The organism is Thalassomonas sp. RHCl1 (assembly GCF_947387555.1).
Lineage (GTDB): Bacteria > Pseudomonadota > Gammaproteobacteria > Enterobacterales > Alteromonadaceae > Thalassomonas.
On sequence record NZ_CANDNZ010000012.1, the window covers coordinates 109,476 to 124,912 of the forward strand.

General features: G+C 49.1%; 12 protein-coding genes. 6 read left to right on the plus strand and 6 right to left on the minus strand.

Translation table 11 applies throughout. The features are described 5' to 3' along the window. Window positions 1-41: 41 nt before the first annotated feature. Together pdsR and pdsS are read left to right on the plus strand one after the other, a co-directional pair. The gene (gene pdsR, locus QL234_RS25340; RefSeq protein ID WP_281560546.1) at window positions 42-773 is read left to right on the plus strand and encodes a proteobacterial dedicated sortase system response regulator; all 732 of its coding nucleotides are present in this window, start codon (window positions 42-44) and stop codon (window positions 771-773) included. Further along, window positions 773-2,953: a proteobacterial dedicated sortase system histidine kinase gene (gene pdsS / locus QL234_RS25345; RefSeq protein ID WP_281560547.1), complete on the plus strand. Its 2,181-nt coding sequence runs from the start codon at window positions 773-775 to the stop codon at window positions 2,951-2,953. The genes pdsR and pdsS overlap by 1 nt, the downstream gene beginning before the upstream one ends. 127 nt (window positions 2,954-3,080) lie before the next feature. Here the strand turns inward: pdsS and QL234_RS25350 are convergent, their stop codons facing one another. From QL234_RS25350 to QL234_RS25360, 3 genes are all read right to left on the minus strand, one after another. After that, the gene (locus tag QL234_RS25350; RefSeq protein WP_281560548.1) at window positions 3,081-5,348 is read right to left on the minus strand and encodes a molybdopterin cofactor-binding domain-containing protein; all 2,268 of its coding nucleotides are present in this window, start codon (window positions 5,346-5,348) and stop codon (window positions 3,081-3,083) included. 1 nt (window position 5,349) lies between these two features. Beyond that, complete coding sequence (locus QL234_RS25355; RefSeq protein WP_281560549.1) at window positions 5,350-5,817, minus strand: (2Fe-2S)-binding protein; 468 nt, start codon at window positions 5,815-5,817, stop codon at window positions 5,350-5,352. Window positions 5,818-5,957: 140 nt separating this feature from the next. Beyond that, complete coding sequence (locus tag QL234_RS25360) at window positions 5,958-6,443, minus strand: DUF1203 domain-containing protein (RefSeq protein ID WP_281560550.1); 486 nt, start codon at window positions 6,441-6,443, stop codon at window positions 5,958-5,960. A gap of 191 nt (window positions 6,444-6,634) precedes the next feature. On the opposite strand from QL234_RS25360, the gene QL234_RS25365 reads away from it, so the two are divergent. Beyond that, window positions 6,635-7,015 (plus strand): GntR family transcriptional regulator, encoded by a 381-nt coding sequence (locus QL234_RS25365; RefSeq protein ID WP_281560551.1) that lies wholly within the window; start codon window positions 6,635-6,637, stop codon window positions 7,013-7,015. A 10-nt stretch (window positions 7,016-7,025) separates the two neighbouring features. Beyond that, window positions 7,026-7,886, plus strand: coding sequence for a hypothetical protein (locus QL234_RS25370; RefSeq protein ID WP_281560552.1), 861 nt, complete (start codon window positions 7,026-7,028; stop codon window positions 7,884-7,886). 113 nt (window positions 7,887-7,999) lie between these two features. Here the strand turns inward: QL234_RS25370 and QL234_RS25375 are convergent, their stop codons facing one another. The 3 genes from QL234_RS25375 to QL234_RS25385 form a co-directional block, all read right to left on the minus strand. Next, entirely contained in the window at window positions 8,000-8,416 is a 417-nt protein-coding gene (locus tag QL234_RS25375) for a BLUF domain-containing protein (protein ID WP_281560553.1), read from the minus strand. A 24-nt stretch (window positions 8,417-8,440) separates the two neighbouring features. Continuing rightward, entirely contained in the window at window positions 8,441-8,881 is a 441-nt protein-coding gene (locus QL234_RS25380) for a BLUF domain-containing protein (RefSeq protein ID WP_281560554.1), read from the minus strand. A 204-nt stretch (window positions 8,882-9,085) separates the two neighbouring features. Next, window positions 9,086-9,541 carry an SRPBCC family protein gene (locus tag QL234_RS25385; protein ID WP_281560555.1) on the minus strand — a complete coding sequence of 152 codons (456 nt, stop codon included), beginning with the start codon at window positions 9,539-9,541 and terminating at the stop codon, window positions 9,086-9,088. A 399-nt stretch (window positions 9,542-9,940) separates the two neighbouring features. Here QL234_RS25385 and mfd point away from each other — a divergent pair, with 399 nt between their 5' ends. Together mfd and QL234_RS25395 are read left to right on the plus strand one after the other, a co-directional pair. After that, window positions 9,941-13,456: a transcription-repair coupling factor gene (gene mfd, locus QL234_RS25390; protein ID WP_281560556.1), complete on the plus strand. Its 3,516-nt coding sequence runs from the start codon at window positions 9,941-9,943 to the stop codon at window positions 13,454-13,456. A gap of 262 nt (window positions 13,457-13,718) precedes the next feature. After that, window positions 13,719-15,416, plus strand: a complete 1,698-nt coding sequence (locus tag QL234_RS25395; RefSeq protein WP_281560557.1) for a CsiV family protein — start codon at window positions 13,719-13,721, stop codon at window positions 15,414-15,416. Window positions 15,417-15,437: the final 21 nt, after the last annotated feature.

The following is a 15,437-nucleotide window of genomic DNA, read 5'->3' on the forward strand; positions in this document are numbered from 1 at the left end:
TGGCCCCATAAGATGCCCAGCAGTGAAAGAAAGAGAACACCATGAGCAAACGTATAGCCATAGTAGAAGATGAAGCGGCGATCCGGGAAAACTATGCCGATGTCCTGCGCACCCAGGGCTACCAGGTACAAACCTATGAAAACCGCGAAAGTGCCACCGCGGCCTTTAACTTGCGCCTGCCCCACTTAGTTATTTTAGATATCGGCCTGGAGCAGGAGTATGACGGCGGCTTTACCCTGTGCCAGTGGCTGAGAACCTTATCGAAAACCTTGCCGATTATTTTCCTGACCGCCCGGGATAACGACTTTGATACCGTCTCCGGCTTGCGCATGGGCGCGGACGACTATTTAACCAAAGACATCAGTTTGCCCCATTTAAGCGCCCGCATTGCCGCCCTGTTCCGCCGCCAGGACGCGTTAGATCAACCGACCCAGCAAGAGCATATGCTAGTCTCAGGTCCGCTGAGCATCGACAGCCAGCGCATGACGATCGCCTGGCAGCAACAAACCGTCGACCTGACCGTGACCGAATTCTGGATGGTCTTTGCCCTGGCCAAACACCCGGGGCATGTCAAAAACCGCCAGCAGCTGATGCAGGACTCGAAAATTTACGTCGACGACAGCACCATTACCTCCCATATCAAGCGCATCCGTAAAAAATTTATGCGTATCGACAGCGAGTTTGACTGTATCGAAACCGTCTACGGCATGGGTTATCGCTGGAATGAGCCCCAGAATACGGGTAAAGGGCCAACAGGTACGGAAGAGAGTTAATGGCTTTATCATTGCCGATCCGTTTTGGCCTGCGCAGTAAACTGTTTTTATTATCGACTTTTTTGTTTTCCATCCCCTGGTTCGGTTATCAATATGTCTGGGAAATGGAGAAATATTTACGCTACGGCCAGGAGCAAACCCTGGTGGGTACGGCGCGCGCCCTGGCCACCACCTTGCACGACCGGCCTAACTTATTTAACAACCACGCCAGCTTTTTACCCAGCGTGGAACAAGGCCGGGACTTATACGGCTATCAGTTGAAAAACCCCATCCGCCTCGACGGCCAATACCGCGACTGGCCCAATTTCACCAGCCGCGGCCATGAATACGGTCAGGATCACCTGCTTTATCAGCAAGAGAGCGATTCCTCTGGCACAGGGCTGAGCATGGCATTTAAAACCACCCTGGGCAAATACGACAAATACCTGTACCTGTTCTTTAATGTCACCGATGATAAAGTGGTGTATCGCGACAAAAATATGATCAATATCAACCGCAATGATCACCTGGAACTGGCGTTTGTTGACCAGGCGGGAAAATTCAGCCGCTACCTGGTTAGTAATAAAAAACCCGGCTGGCTCGATACCTATCGCATTACCGATCTGGACAATAATATTCCCGTAGTCACCCCGCAAATTCAGGGGCAATGGCTGACAACGGATCAGGGTTACAACATAGAATTGCGCGTGCCCCTGTCTATGGTCGGCGATAAGATCGCCTTTGCGATACACGATGTCGACCAGATACAGGGAAAAGTCACCCATACCGTAGGCTCTGCCGATCCCCGCTTTGCCAAAACCTTAGGTACTGTGTTAGTGCCGTCTCCGGAAATCGAACGCATAGTGCGCAGCATGCGTTATACCAACTCCAGCATCTGGGTGGTGGATCAGCATCACAGGGTGCTGGCCACCGCAGGCGATATCCGCCAGGCCGCCGGGGTCTGGCATAAAAAAAGCGCCGCTGGCGAAAACACCAGCTGGTGGCGGGGCCTGGAGCAAAAATGGCTCATTCCCCTGTATTACATGGTACTGACCCGGCCACCGAGCGATTTTATCGACCAGCTTTATGATGCCAGTAACCTCACCGGCAAACATATCGTCGGCGCCCTCAAAGGGGCAGCCACTTCGCAATGGCGCCTGACCCAGGATCAGCAGGCGGTGATCTTATCCGCCGCCTACCCTATCTTTATCAACAACCAGGTACAGGGAGCAGTGATCGTCGAAGAAACCACCAACGGCATACGTACCTTAAGAAACCGGGCGCTGGAGAAATTATTCAGCTCGATTTTAGCCATCATGCTGCTCGGTGCTGTGGCGTTTTTCCTGTTTGCCTCGCGTATTTCCAGCCGTATCCGCACCTTAAGGAACCAGGCGGAGCAGGCTATCGACGAGCATGGCCGCATCAAACAGGCGCTGCCGCCGTCAAACACCAATGATGAAATCGGCGACTTGTCGCGCAGTTTTACCACGGCAGTCAACCGATTGAGCCAGTATAACCATTACCTGGAAAACATGTCGTCACGCCTGTCCCATGAACTGAGAACGCCGATTGCCGTGGTCAGGACCTCGCTGGAAAACCTGTCGATGCAAGCCATGCCGGAAAATGCCTCGGCCTATATCGACCGGGCGCAATCGGGGATCAACCGTCTCAACCTGATCTTAACCAATATGAGTGAGGCCACCCGCATCGAGCAGATGCTACATACCACAGATAAAATGGACTTTGATTTTATCCAGGTAGTCAAGGGCTGTGTCCAGGGCTATCAGCAAATCTACCCGGATATCCGCTTTAACATTAACGTCGGCGAAGCGCTTAAAACACTTCATTTTCTCGGTTCCCCCGAACATATTGCCCAACTGCTGGATAAGGTGGTGGCCAATGCCGTGGAATTTACCCAGGATAACCAGGTTGAACTTGCTATCAATGAGGAGAAATCCCAGCTGATATTAACCGTCAGTAATAACGGCGAATTGCTGCCAGAGCAGATGCAGGAGCGCTTGTTTGATTCTATGGTGTCGGTAAGGTCTTCAAAAAGGCAGGAGCAGCCGCATTTAGGGCTGGGCTTATATATCGCCCGGTTAATTTGTGAGTTCCATCAGGGAAAAATCAGCGCCAGCAATCACCATGAGCCGGACGGGGTAACCGTCACCATCAGCTTGCCGTTAGGCACTAAAGGTTAGCAATACCGTCAGTGCTGCTTTGCCGCTAAACCATAAAATGATGCGCTTGAAAAACAGAAAGCCAGCCAGCTAATAACATTAGCTGGCTGGCTTTTGCTGCCGAACGCTTCGTTATCAAAGCATAAGGTTACACCGACAAAGGTTTCATCGGCAAGTCGCGGTAGCGTTTGCCTGAGGCGGCAAAGATAGCATTACTCAATGCCGGCGCAAACGGCGCCACCCCGGGTTCCCCTAAGCCCGTGGGCTTGTGATCCGATTCCACCATATGCACGGCAACCTCCGGCATATCCGAAATACGCATCACAGGATAATCGTGGAAGTTGGAATTGACTACGGCGCCGTCTTTAAAGCTGATTTCCGTACTGAGCGCCAGCGACATGCCCATGACCACGGCTCCTTCCATTTGCGCGGTAGCACCGTCGACATTAAGGATCTGACCGCAATCCAGGGCGCAATCCACCTTAAGTACCCGGATATTTTCCCCCTTGACTTCAACACGTACCGCCATGGCGACATAAGAGTTAAAGCTGTAATGCACCGCCAGGCCGATGCCCTGCCCCTTGGGCAGTTTATCGCGCTGATCCCAACCGGCTTTTTTCGCTGCCAGCGCCAGTGCCCCTTTAGAGCGGGCCGCCCGCTCTTTTTGCCTGTCGTTGATATTGCTGCTGTCGTCATAAAGCTGGTTCAGGAAATCAAAGGTATTTTTACCCGCCTTATCCGCCAGTTCGTCGGCAAAGGTGCCAAAGGCAAAACCGTAGAAAATAGCATAAACCGCACGATACCAGCCGATACGGGTATGGGCCTTGGCTTCGCCGCTTTCGGCGCGGAAATTTTCGATGGCAAAAGGATGCATGGCGACATCTTCCAAACTGCCCTTGGACGCCCGATCCAGCGACGGATTAAATAACGAGCCGATAGAAGGGAAAGCAGCGCGGTGCAGCCAGCCGGTGACCTTACCGTTTTCATCCAGGGAAGCCTCGATATGCTGGGCACTGGTGGAATGATAGTAACCGGTGCGCATATCTTCTTCACGCGACCAGATCAGCTGAATGGGCATCTTCATTTTTTGGGAGATCACCGCCGCTTCATGCACATAATCACATTTAAACTTACGGCCGAATGCGCCGCCCGACATAGTGACATGGACAAGAATGTCTTTCGGTTCGCGTTTTAAATACTGTGCCAACACCTTCTGGATATCCGCCGGGCTTTGCGTTGCCGCCCACACTTCACAGCTGTTATCCTGTACCCAAACCACACTGGCATTGGGCTCCATCGGTGAATGGGATAAGTGGCCGCCGGTATAGGTAGCGCTGACTTTTTGTTTTGCCTTGGCAAAAGCCTGCTCGACACTGCCCCGTTCGTGGGTCACTTGTGCCGGCTTTTCAACATTCGCCACCAGCTGCTGCTTATAGGCCTTAGTGTTATATACCTGGTTTTCTCCCAGGTCCCAGCTGATTTTCAGCTTTTTCAGTGCCTGCTGGGCGGTCCAGCTATTATCCGCCACCACGGCAACCCCGCCGATAGAGCCGTAAGGCACGTCAAAGCGGGGAATCTCCACTACGCCCAGTACCCCTTTAACTTTAAGGGCTTCGCTTTGATCCAGGCTTTTCAGTTTACCACCAAGCACGGGACAATGGGTAATGGCGGCATATTTCAATCCGGGAAGTTTAGTATCAACGCCATACATGCGCTTACCGATCACAACCTCGTCCTGATCATGTCTTGGCAGGGCATGCCCGATATAGCGAAATTCCTCTTTGCTTTTTAATACCGGACTTGAAGGTACCGGCATATTGGCGGCCAAGCTGGCCAGCTCGCCATAGCCAAGTTTTTGCTTATTGAGTTTGTTATAAACAAAGTGAGCCTGTGCATAACAATTATCGGTACTGGTTTTCCATACCTTGGCTGCCGCGCCAATCAGCATGGCTTTGGCCGCAGCACCGGCTTCACGCATCGGCTGGTACATACGGACAATACTGGCGGAGCCGCCGGTCGCCTGCGGGCCGTATTTATCTTCATCGCCGTCCGCCTGCTCGACACGCACCCGCGACCAGTCGGCTTCCATTTCATCGGCTACCGCCGAAGGCAATGCCGTGCTGATCCCCTGCCCCATTTCACAGCGGCCGCAGTAGATCAGGGTATCGCCATTTTCACTTAAATGAATAAAGGCATTAGGGTTAAAGGTGCTCTCGCTTGCCAATCCGGCCATTTTTTCAGTTTTGCTTCCGGCATAGCCGGGTAAACTGACCCCTAATACTAAACCGCCGCCGGCAACCCCGGCCATTTTCATAAAGCTGCGCCGTCCGGCATTACTGGGTTGTTCGCTGTTTGGTCTATTGCTGCTTAACTGCCCGCTTTTCGCGTTATTATCAAGATCCGTGACTTTGCTCATATCAGGCATCCTCTTGCATTTCTTGTGCGGCTTCGCCGATGGCTTTTTTAATGCGCTGATAAGTACCGCAGCGGCAGATATTGCCCTGCATCGCGGTATCGATTTCTTCTTCACTGGGGGCAGCATTGACGGCCAATAAGCTGGCGGCATTCATAATCTGTCCAGCCTGGCAGTATCCGCACTGGGGTACCTTGTTGTTTAACCAGGCTTTTTGCAGCGGGTGATCGCCGTTTTCTGACAGACCTTCTATGGTGGTAATACTTTTTCCCGCCAATGTAGCCACAGGCGTGATGCAGGAGCGGGTGGCCTGGCCGTCGACATGTACGGTACAGGCGCCGCACAAGCCGCTGCCGCAACCGAATTTGGTGCCGGTAAATTCCAATTTATCACGCAAGAACCACAGCAAAGGCATATCGCCGTCGACATCTATTTCATGCGCTTGTCCGTTTATTGTTATCAACTCACTCATAAATTTGTCTTTTTTCTAGTTATAGTGGTCAAGATAATAGACGAGTTTTTGGGCAAAAAGCTATAGCTTGCGGCTGATTGACTAATTTTTGCGGTCAATGGTATTTCTCCGGGCTCACCAATAACCGGGACAAAAATAACTTATTGCTTGTGGTTAACTCTTTGCACGGCGCAGCTGAAACAGCCGGGGTTGGCATTATGGATGTGCAGATAGTTGACCTGCTCCCGGGCGAACATAGTCTCAATCGCCGCTTTTAGCTCACGACCCGGTATGACTATGGCGTCTATCATCATATGTTCACTGTTATATGCCCTGAGGGAAAGCAACCTGTGTTGCACCACTTCGGGAATTTCATTGATTGCCGGCAGATGGGTTTGTGCATTTAAGCGAACAAAAACAGGTCCGCTCGCCCGGTATGGCGAATCGACATCATGATGGTTATAAGGTAACACCAGTACCTGCTCGCCAACTTTTGCCTCAATTAACGATACCCGGCACGGATATCCCGGATGCTCATCGACATCAAGCACTTTTGCATGGGCACTTGCCAATGCCTCGGGGGCTAGCGATAGCACAGGCTGAAACGCTTCGATATCAACCGGGATGATCTGAAAGTCTATGGTCATAACAACTCCTGAAAATAAAAAATAACAAATAAACAATAGAGCCAGTGTACCGGGACGGTTTTACCGATACTGGCCATTTTCGGCAGTGATATTTTTTCTGTAAATAATTATCCACCTCAATTTAGGATTGATCTTTCAATAGACCAGTTGTACCATCACAACACATGGTACATGTGGAACAAGGAGATATAATGGAAATAAGCATAGATATTGACGATCCCGTGCCCTTATTTACCCAGTTGGTCACCCAGGTCAAACAGGCGGTAAACCAGGAGAAGCTGGCCCCCGGTGATGCCCTACCGTCTATCAGGCAACTGGCAAATGATTTGACGATGAACAGTAAAACCGTGGCCAAAGCCTATCGTATATTGGAGCGTGACGGCGTAATTCAAACCCGGGGCTATCGCGGGACCTTTATCCACCCCGAGGCAAAAACCAACAGCACGGTGGATTTAAATGAATGGCTGCATACAACATTAAATGAAACGGTCAGCAAACTGAAAGCCAGCGGCATTACCGATTCTGAGATCAGAATCGCTTTTAGCCAGGTAATGAACAATAACCACAATTAAGGAAAGCAATATGTTGGACAATCTTTTATTTTTCCTGGTCTTTATCAGCCAGATTTTGCTGATTTCGTACTATTTTCCTCAAAAAGTTAAACGGCGCACCCGCTTTGTGTTTGATAACTATCCGCCAAAAAGCTATCCCAAACTCTACCCTAAGCCCCTTGCAGCTTATGAAAAAGGGCTGCGTAATTTCATGGCGATCAACCACCTGATACTTGTCTTGGGATTTGTCCTGCTGGCTTTTTACGCCATGTTGTCGGCCGAACATCCGGCAAATAAAAAAGTTGCCGAAGGTTTACCGATATTTTTCGGCCTGTGCCAGTTTATTCCCTTTTTCCTGATGGAAATATCCGGGTTTAAACAAGTAAAATTAATGAGAGCAGCAAACGTCAGCAGCACACGTAAGGCTGAGCTGAGTCCAAGGCACCTATTTGATTTTGTATCCCCTGCACTTGTTATCGCCACCGCCGTCATCTATCTTGCCTTTATCCTGGTGGAGTTATTGCTCAAAGAATTTAGCTCCGGTGATGCCCTTGTGCGAATATCGGCAACCATTCTTTGTAATTTGCTCCTCGGCGGCATTCTTTACTGGAACCTATACGGTAAAAAACTCGACCCTTACCAGAGCTACCAGGACAGGAACAGACAAATAGGCTTCACGATCAGGTCAATGTTTTATATCAGTATTGCCTTAAGTCTTTACCTGATGGTATTAAAAACCATAGCGGTTTTTCATTTAGAGTACCTGGAAGTTATCCTCAACAGCTTGTATTTCCAGCTGATCGGCGCTTTCAGCATCTTCACCACCTTGCGCATACTCGATGTCAGGGACATTAATTTTGATGTTTATAAAAAACAGGATAATGCAAACTAATTGAACGCCCCCGCATGCAAGGCACAAATGGCTGCGGGGGGCTTTGAGAACAGCAGGAACGAAAAAAGGCTTAACTTCTTTCTTGCTGATAATTACCAAGTTTTCAAGCAGTATTAAACATTGACGGCAAAATTTAATAATAATTTTTTCGCAACCCTATCACTCTTTATTACCGCCTCTCTATCAAGCCCCTGTTGGAAAATGTCAGAAAATCCGGCTAATTCCTCGGGAGCACAGGTCGTTAAATTTTTAAAGCCCATACTCCAGTCAGGAAAGTCTCTTTCGGTAATTTCTTCTTCAAGCAAGGTAACCACACTGTTATTTCTTGGATCTTTTTTTATTGCACTATAAATTTCATGCACATCTTTTTCTTCTCCCTCTAATACCTGCATATAAGTTGCGTTGCCATATAGCAGCAGGCCGGTAATATTTTGTCTGATATTCCTTGCCCTGGCCTGCTCCAGCAACTCGGTAAGATCCCGCTCCGTCGGCCAGCTGGTTGCCGAGCTGATATAAATTAAATGTATCATGTCCCTTTTCCATTTATTTAAACATTAAAAACGTTTAGTAGGCTGCTCATAGTTTAACTGAACAAAATTAGCCAACAACTTTTTCGAAATCCCTTCATCCTTGATGACGATCTTGTGCTTCGCCTGCTCATTGAGGACATCAATAAATCCGGGCAAATCTTCCGGGGAACATACGGTTAAATTTCGAAAGCCCATGCTCCAGTCAGGAAAACTTCTTGCGGGAATAACTTCTTCTACCAGGGTCAATACATTGGTATTTCTGGGGTCTTTTTTAATGGAAGCATAAATATCATGCACATCCCGGCTATCTCCTTCCAACACCTGCATATAAGTACCATTGGCATATAACAGCATACCGGTAATATTTTGCCTGATATTCCTTGCCCGTGCCTGCTCCAACAGTTCGGTCAAGTCCTGTTCGTTCGGCACGCCAACTGCCGAACTGGTGTAAATTAAATGCACCATAACGCCTTCCTTGTCATTTTTCCGATCAGATATGCAAGTATTCACTAAGCATAAGCTAACACTTAATTAAAACTTATTACTTTTCAATATTTAAGTCCACCCTAATCTAGCATATCTGTCTCAGTAGCCAGGGTTAGCTCTAATTTTTCTTCTGCTCCGACTTAAAGACAAAACTTTTCACCGGGAACCTGCGCCAAACGAGTATCAACCCGCCTTATGTAAGAAAAAAGTAGCCAATTGCCTTAAAGCAAATTTTATATCCCGCGCAATAACATGTTTAACGATAAAATCCGGGATCCATTTCGGGCCGTTACAGCAGATCCGGTACTCAACCAAGGTTGAACCGCCCTGGTCGACAAAAGCAATATCTCCCCGGTGCTGAGAAACCGGGCCGGGCCCTATAATTTGATAACGAATACCGGAAAGTGAAGCTGAAATAATTTCCTCTAAGAATTGCTGCCTTCCTATGGTCACCTGGCGGACACAGCCTTTACCGCCGCTGATTTGTCCTTTATCCTCAGGTTGAACCACGGCAAATCCGGCTTTAAAAAAGCGCCCTAATCTTGGGTGATCCAACAATATCTCCAGCAATTGCGCCGGGGTTGTTACTATTTCCTGATGCAAACAGATATTAATCCCCTGCCTCCCGATGCCCTTCATTGTCATGTCCTTTATTATTATTTTCTTTTATTCGCCGCTTTGTGTTTATTTGCTCTTAAGCCATTTTCAAAATCGGTCCCGGTGCTGGCACTTTTCCTCTTAGTTAATTAGAATATGCCGCAATCTAACAACAGCATTTTTGTGAAAGAAAACAGGCTTTAACCGGGTTATTGACCAAATGTATCACACTATTGGCTCCCCCCGGCAATTTATATTCACTTATGACGGTGAAGAAATAACACTTTAAAACTGTATAAACAAACAGTATTATTTAAGTTTTTTTAAGCCTGGGTAGTTAACCTCAGCTGGCAAGCTGTAGCTTGGGTTTTACTACGGGCTTTTATTAGCTGGCAATATAACTGGCATTTATTATTAGCCTTTATCAACTAAAGAGAAATCATGAGTCAAACAAGCAATATTTTCGAACCAATCATCGCCAAACGCCGCGGTGATCTTGCCGATAAAAAAGTATGGAGCAACTTAGTCGGTAGCAGCAGCGCGCTGGCCATTTATCATGGTGCGAAAAATGCGGGGTCGCCGGTATTGCTGATCACTTATGATACCCCCTCGGCACTGCGTCTGGAGCAGGAATTACTGAGTTTAAACTTTGATAACAGTTTATCCGTGTGTTTATTCCCCGACTGGGAAACCTTGCCCTATGACAGTTTTTCTCCCCACCAGGACATTATTTCCCAGCGACTGTCTACCCTGTATCAGCTGTCCCGGCTGGAACAAGGCATAGTCATAGTCCCGGTTACCACCTTAATGCAGCGACTGGCGCCGAAACAGTATCTGGATGCCAATAGCCTGGTGATTAAAAAAGGCGATAAAAAAGATCTGCACCAGCTCAGACAAGAACTGGAGGCCAGCGGCTACCGCCATGTCGACCAGGTAATGGAACACGGTGAATTTTCCGCCCGCGGCGCCATCCTGGATTTATTTCCCATGGGCAGCACCAGTCCGTTCCGCCTGGACTTTTTTGACGATGAAATAGATGAAATCCGTTTATTTGATCCCGACAGCCAGCGCTCCAGCGATAAAATAAACGATATAAACTTATTGCCCGCCCATGAATTCCCCATAGATCAGGCTGGCATCAATTTATTTCGTAGCCAATACCGGGAGCTTTTTAGCGGCACCATAGACAAAGAATCCGTCTACCATAAAGTCAGCGGCGGCATTTTACCTGCCGGCATAGAATATTATCTGCCGCTGTTTTTTCAGCAAACCAGTACCCTGTGCGACTATTTATCCGCACAAACCTTAGTGATGCTTTACGGCGATATCGACCAGGCGTTAAACCACCACTGGGGTGATATCAAGCATCGCTATGAAGAAAGGCGTTACGACCGATCCCGCCCCCTGGTGCCGCCGGAGCAGTTGTTCCTGGGCAGTGAGGAGCTTTATAGCGCGTTAAAGCCTTTTGACCGCATCAAACTCGATGCCGCCGGCGGACAAACACAGGCCAATGAAGCAAAAGCCGCGACCGTCAACTTTGATGTCAAAGTCTTGCCGGATTTAAGCGTTAACCATAAGTTAAAGCAGCCGTTTGAGTTACTGGATCAGTTTATCGCCGCCAAAGATACTCCGGATAAAATTCTCTTTGTCGCCGAAAGTCAGGGGCGCCGGGAAAGCGTGCTGGAATTGCTTATCCGGGATAATATCAAACCTCAGCTGGTGGACAGCATAGATGATTTCATTAACAGCGATATCCGGCTGGGCATCACGGTAAATGCGCTAACAACCGGCTTTATTTTTCAGAGCGACGAAAAAAGCAAACACGGCCCTGAAGCCATTGCCCTGATCACCGAAGCGGAATTACTCGGCGACCGGGTCAGGCAGACCCGCCGCCGCAACAAACAGCAGGATGTCCAGGCAGATGCCCTGTTTAAAAACCTGGCAGAACTTTCTATCGGTCAGGCGGTAGTACATTTTGAACACGGCATTGGCCGCTATATGGGCTTACAGACACTGGAAACCGGCGGCATCACCACAGAATTTTTGATGCTCAGTTATGCCAACGACGCCAAATTATATGTCCCGGTGGCCTCATTGCATCTCATCAGCCGCTACTCCGGCGCCGAGGGTGACCGCGCACCGCTGCATAAATTAGGCACAGATGCCTGGAGCAAGGCCAAGAAAAAAGCCGCAGAGAAAGTGCGCGACGTCGCGGCAGAATTGCTGGATATTTACGCCAAGCGCGCCAGCAACCAGGGTTATAAATTTAACCGCGATAAAAAGGACTACCAGGCCTTTAGCGACAGTTTCGGCTTTGAGGAAACCTTAGATCAGGAGCAGGCCATCAATGCCGTGATCAGCGATATGCTCCAGGCCAAGGCCATGGACCGCCTGGTGTGCGGCGACGTCGGTTTTGGTAAAACCGAAGTGGCGATGAGGGCGGCCTTTGTTGCCGTCAATGATTCTAAACAGGTCGCCATTTTGGTGCCGACCACTTTGCTGGCCCAGCAGCATTACGAAAATTTCCGGGATCGTTTTGCCAACTGGCCGGTCACCATAGAAGTCTTGTCCCGCTTTAAATCCGCCAAAGAGCAAAACGAGGTGATCTCCCGGGTCGAATCCGGCCAGGTGGATATCTTGATCGGCACCCATAAATTGCTGCAAAATTCCATCACCTATAAAGACTTAGGTTTGCTTATCGTCGATGAAGAACACAGGTTCGGGGTCAAGCAAAAAGAGAAAATCAAGCAACTGCGCAGCAATGTCGATATCCTGACCCTGACCGCCACCCCGATCCCCAGAACCTTAAATATGGCCATGGGCGGCATGCGCGACTTATCCATTATCGCCACGCCGCCGGCAAAACGCCTGGCGGTAAAAACCTTTGTCCGCCAGCGCGATGATGCCCTGATACGCGAGTCTGTCTTGAGGGAAATCCTGCGCGGCGGCCAGGTGTATTTCCTGCACAATAATGTCGATACCATAGAAAAAACCGCCGCAGATCTGCAAACCCTGATGCCGGAGGCAAAAATCATTATCGCCCACGGGCAAATGCGTGAGCGTGAACTTGAGCGCATCATGAGTGATTTTTACCACCAGAGATACAATGTGCTGGTATGTACCACCATCATTGAAACCGGTATCGATATTCCCAGCGCCAATACCATCATCATGGACCGGGCGGATCACTTAGGCCTGGCACAACTGCATCAACTCAGGGGCCGGGTCGGCCGCTCCCATCACCAGGCCTATGCCTATTTATTAACCCCGCATGAGAAACGCATGACCAAGGATGCGAAAAAGCGTCTCGAAGCCATCGCTTCACTCGAAGATCTCGGGGCAGGTTTCACCCTGGCCACCCATGATTTAGAGATCCGCGGCGCCGGTGAATTACTCGGGGAAGATCAAAGCGGCCAGATGAGCCAGATAGGTTTCAGCCTCTATATGGAAATGCTGGATCTGGCGGTAGATGCCCTAAAAGAAGGCAAAGAGCCGACCTTAAACCAGGTCACCTCCTCGCAAACGGAAATCGATTTACGCCTGCCGGCCCTGCTGCCGGATGATTATATTTTTGATGTCAGCATCCGCTTGAGCCTTTATAAGCGTATCGCCAGCTGTAAGAATAAAAACCAGCTCGATGAAATCCAGGTGGAGCTCATTGACCGTTTCGGCTTATTGCCCCAGGCCACGAAAAACCTGATACAAATCGCAAAATTACGTTTAAAGGCACAAAAAATCGGTATCGCCCGGCTTGAAGCCGGTCCGGCGGGAGGCGCTATCGAATTTACCGATAATACTAAGGTCGATCCTATGTTTATTATCGGCCTGATCCAGCAACAACCGGCGATTTATAAAATGGAAGGGGCCAATAAACTCAAGTTTAAACACCCGACCGATGACGCTAAATCCCGTTTTGATCTGGTCACCAATATGATAAATGACCTGGCAAAACACTAGGGTCTGTTTATCTTTAGAGGGGATGAAGATTTTTGAGCCGTTTTTTCATATATCAAGGCAGAAAAATGGACCTGTAGTTATTCTACATGACATTTTTCTAACGCCGATAGAGGGAAAAACCGCCACAAAGATCATTCACGGGCAAAGATAAACAGACCCTGATAATGTAACGACATGCGAAAACGTATTAAATCAGCCATAAATTTTGTTATCATAACTGCTAACAGTGACGTGATAACCGTTGATAAGGGTCAGATAATAAATGAAATTTAACCGGGCTTTAGCCTTGGGCAGCGCTATTTTGATGTCAGCCAGCGCCCTTGCGGCCAGCAAAGGGAGCAATCAGCGCTGGTTTGAAATGGAAGTCATTTTATTTAGCCAGCTTTCGGATAAGGCCTTATTAAAAGAGCACTTCCCCGATAGCCAGCCACTGCCACAATATAAAAAAGTGGTGGATTTGCTGACCCCTTATCTCAACCCGGATATTGCCGCTTTAAAACAGCAACTTACCACCTGTGGCGATGAGCAGTCGGCACAGGATCTGATCAGTCAGGCGATAACAGACAGCCGCCAGGCGTTCTTTAGCCCAAAAACCCTGGAGCAAATTCAGCTAACGGAGTTTGCTCCACAGCAAACGTTTGCCGATGACTTTTCTGATCCGGCTTTTTACAATCCGGCCTTAAGCACAAACGAAGCTCTCTTTAGCCAGAATAACGCTATCAGCGAACCGGGTACTGATAATCTATCACAGCGGGATTTTACCGGCAGTGCCACCAGCGAGCTGGCCGGCAATGAGCCAGGGACTGAGAGCAACATGGCGCAGCAAGTTGGCGAAACCTTACCTGAGGCCATCAATACCAATGAGCCACTTGGTGAAATCCCTGAGCTTGACACCGGACTCAGTCCGGAACAAGCTGCGTTGGTTAATTTAGCCGAGCAGGAGTTTTCTCCGATCCAGTTTAACTATTCGCCGCAAACACTTCCCCGCAGCCTTTGCCGGCTTGATCAAGCACTTTTTGACCAGTATCAGCAAGATCATAGCGAATATAGCCTAAACGGTTTTACCGTCACACAAATGCCGCTGCGCATCGACGGCATCGAAGATGAGTACTCGTCTGTGCCTTATTTACTGAGCAAGGACTCGCTGAAATTACGCAGCATAGTCACCCAGCTCAGACGCAGTAAAAACTTTAAGCCGCTATTGCATCTGGGCTGGCGACAACCCACGGTATCACGGCGCCGCGCTGTGCCGCTGCGTTTATTTGCCGGCGACAACCTGCAAGCCCATTACCAGGGCGCCCATGAGTCATATCTACAAGACATGGCCGAGTCCAGGGAGCAAGAGCAAATATTGGCTCAGACACTGGCAGGTCAAGATAACCAGTCTGGCTTAACAACAGCTGTAGCACCTGCAGCGCAAGCAGATCCGACACAAATGTTCGAGCAAAGGCTGAACCTGCAAATCCGGGATATCCTTGCACAAATCGACACCCTGGATGAAGACGTCTCAGCACAGGAAAATCAAAATGACACAGGTCAAAACATAACAGCCGGTGTGCTTAGCGATGCCAGTTTACTTGACGAGCTGAATAAACCACAGATGCCGCTGGAGCAAAATATTGAAGATTTCAGCGAGCAGCTGATGCTGGCCAATGCCCCCGAGCCGCCGGTACAACCCTGGTTTCTCGACGGCTTCTTTAAGGTGCATGTAAACCACTACTTATATATCACCGCCGACTTTAATATCATGGATACCACGCTGGCGCAGCAGGCGACACAGGCACTGGCGCCGCAGGGAAATGATTTACAGGAAAGCACCTTGCCAAAAGCCATTAATTTTAAGCAAAACCGGCGGGTGATCAGCGGTGAGATCCATTATTTCGATCACCCTTATATGGGCATGATAGTACAAATCCGCCGCTATAAACGCCCTGAGCCGCCGGCACAGGATAACGAATAAACAGCAAAGTCAGCGCTACGG

Coding starts and splice junctions, on each gene's coding strand:
- pdsR (WP_281560546.1), top strand. CDS start 42: ATGAGCAAACGTATAGCCATAGTAGAAGATGAAGCGGCGATCCGGGAA.
- pdsS (WP_281560547.1), top strand. CDS start 773: ATGGCTTTATCATTGCCGATCCGTTTTGGCCTGCGCAGTAAACTGTTT.
- QL234_RS25350 (WP_281560548.1), bottom strand. CDS start 5,348: ATGAGCAAAGTCACGGATCTTGATAATAACGCGAAAAGCGGGCAGTTA.
- QL234_RS25355 (WP_281560549.1), bottom strand. CDS start 5,817: ATGAGTGAGTTGATAACAATAAACGGACAAGCGCATGAAATAGATGTC.
- QL234_RS25360 (WP_281560550.1), bottom strand. CDS start 6,443: ATGACCATAGACTTTCAGATCATCCCGGTTGATATCGAAGCGTTTCAG.
- QL234_RS25365 (WP_281560551.1), top strand. CDS start 6,635: ATGGAAATAAGCATAGATATTGACGATCCCGTGCCCTTATTTACCCAG.
- QL234_RS25370 (WP_281560552.1), top strand. CDS start 7,026: ATGTTGGACAATCTTTTATTTTTCCTGGTCTTTATCAGCCAGATTTTG.
- QL234_RS25375 (WP_281560553.1), bottom strand. CDS start 8,416: ATGATACATTTAATTTATATCAGCTCGGCAACCAGCTGGCCGACGGAG.
- QL234_RS25380 (WP_281560554.1), bottom strand. CDS start 8,881: ATGGTGCATTTAATTTACACCAGTTCGGCAGTTGGCGTGCCGAACGAA.
- QL234_RS25385 (WP_281560555.1), bottom strand. CDS start 9,541: ATGAAGGGCATCGGGAGGCAGGGGATTAATATCTGTTTGCATCAGGAA.
- mfd (WP_281560556.1), top strand. CDS start 9,941: ATGAGTCAAACAAGCAATATTTTCGAACCAATCATCGCCAAACGCCGC.
- QL234_RS25395 (WP_281560557.1), top strand. CDS start 13,719: ATGAAATTTAACCGGGCTTTAGCCTTGGGCAGCGCTATTTTGATGTCA.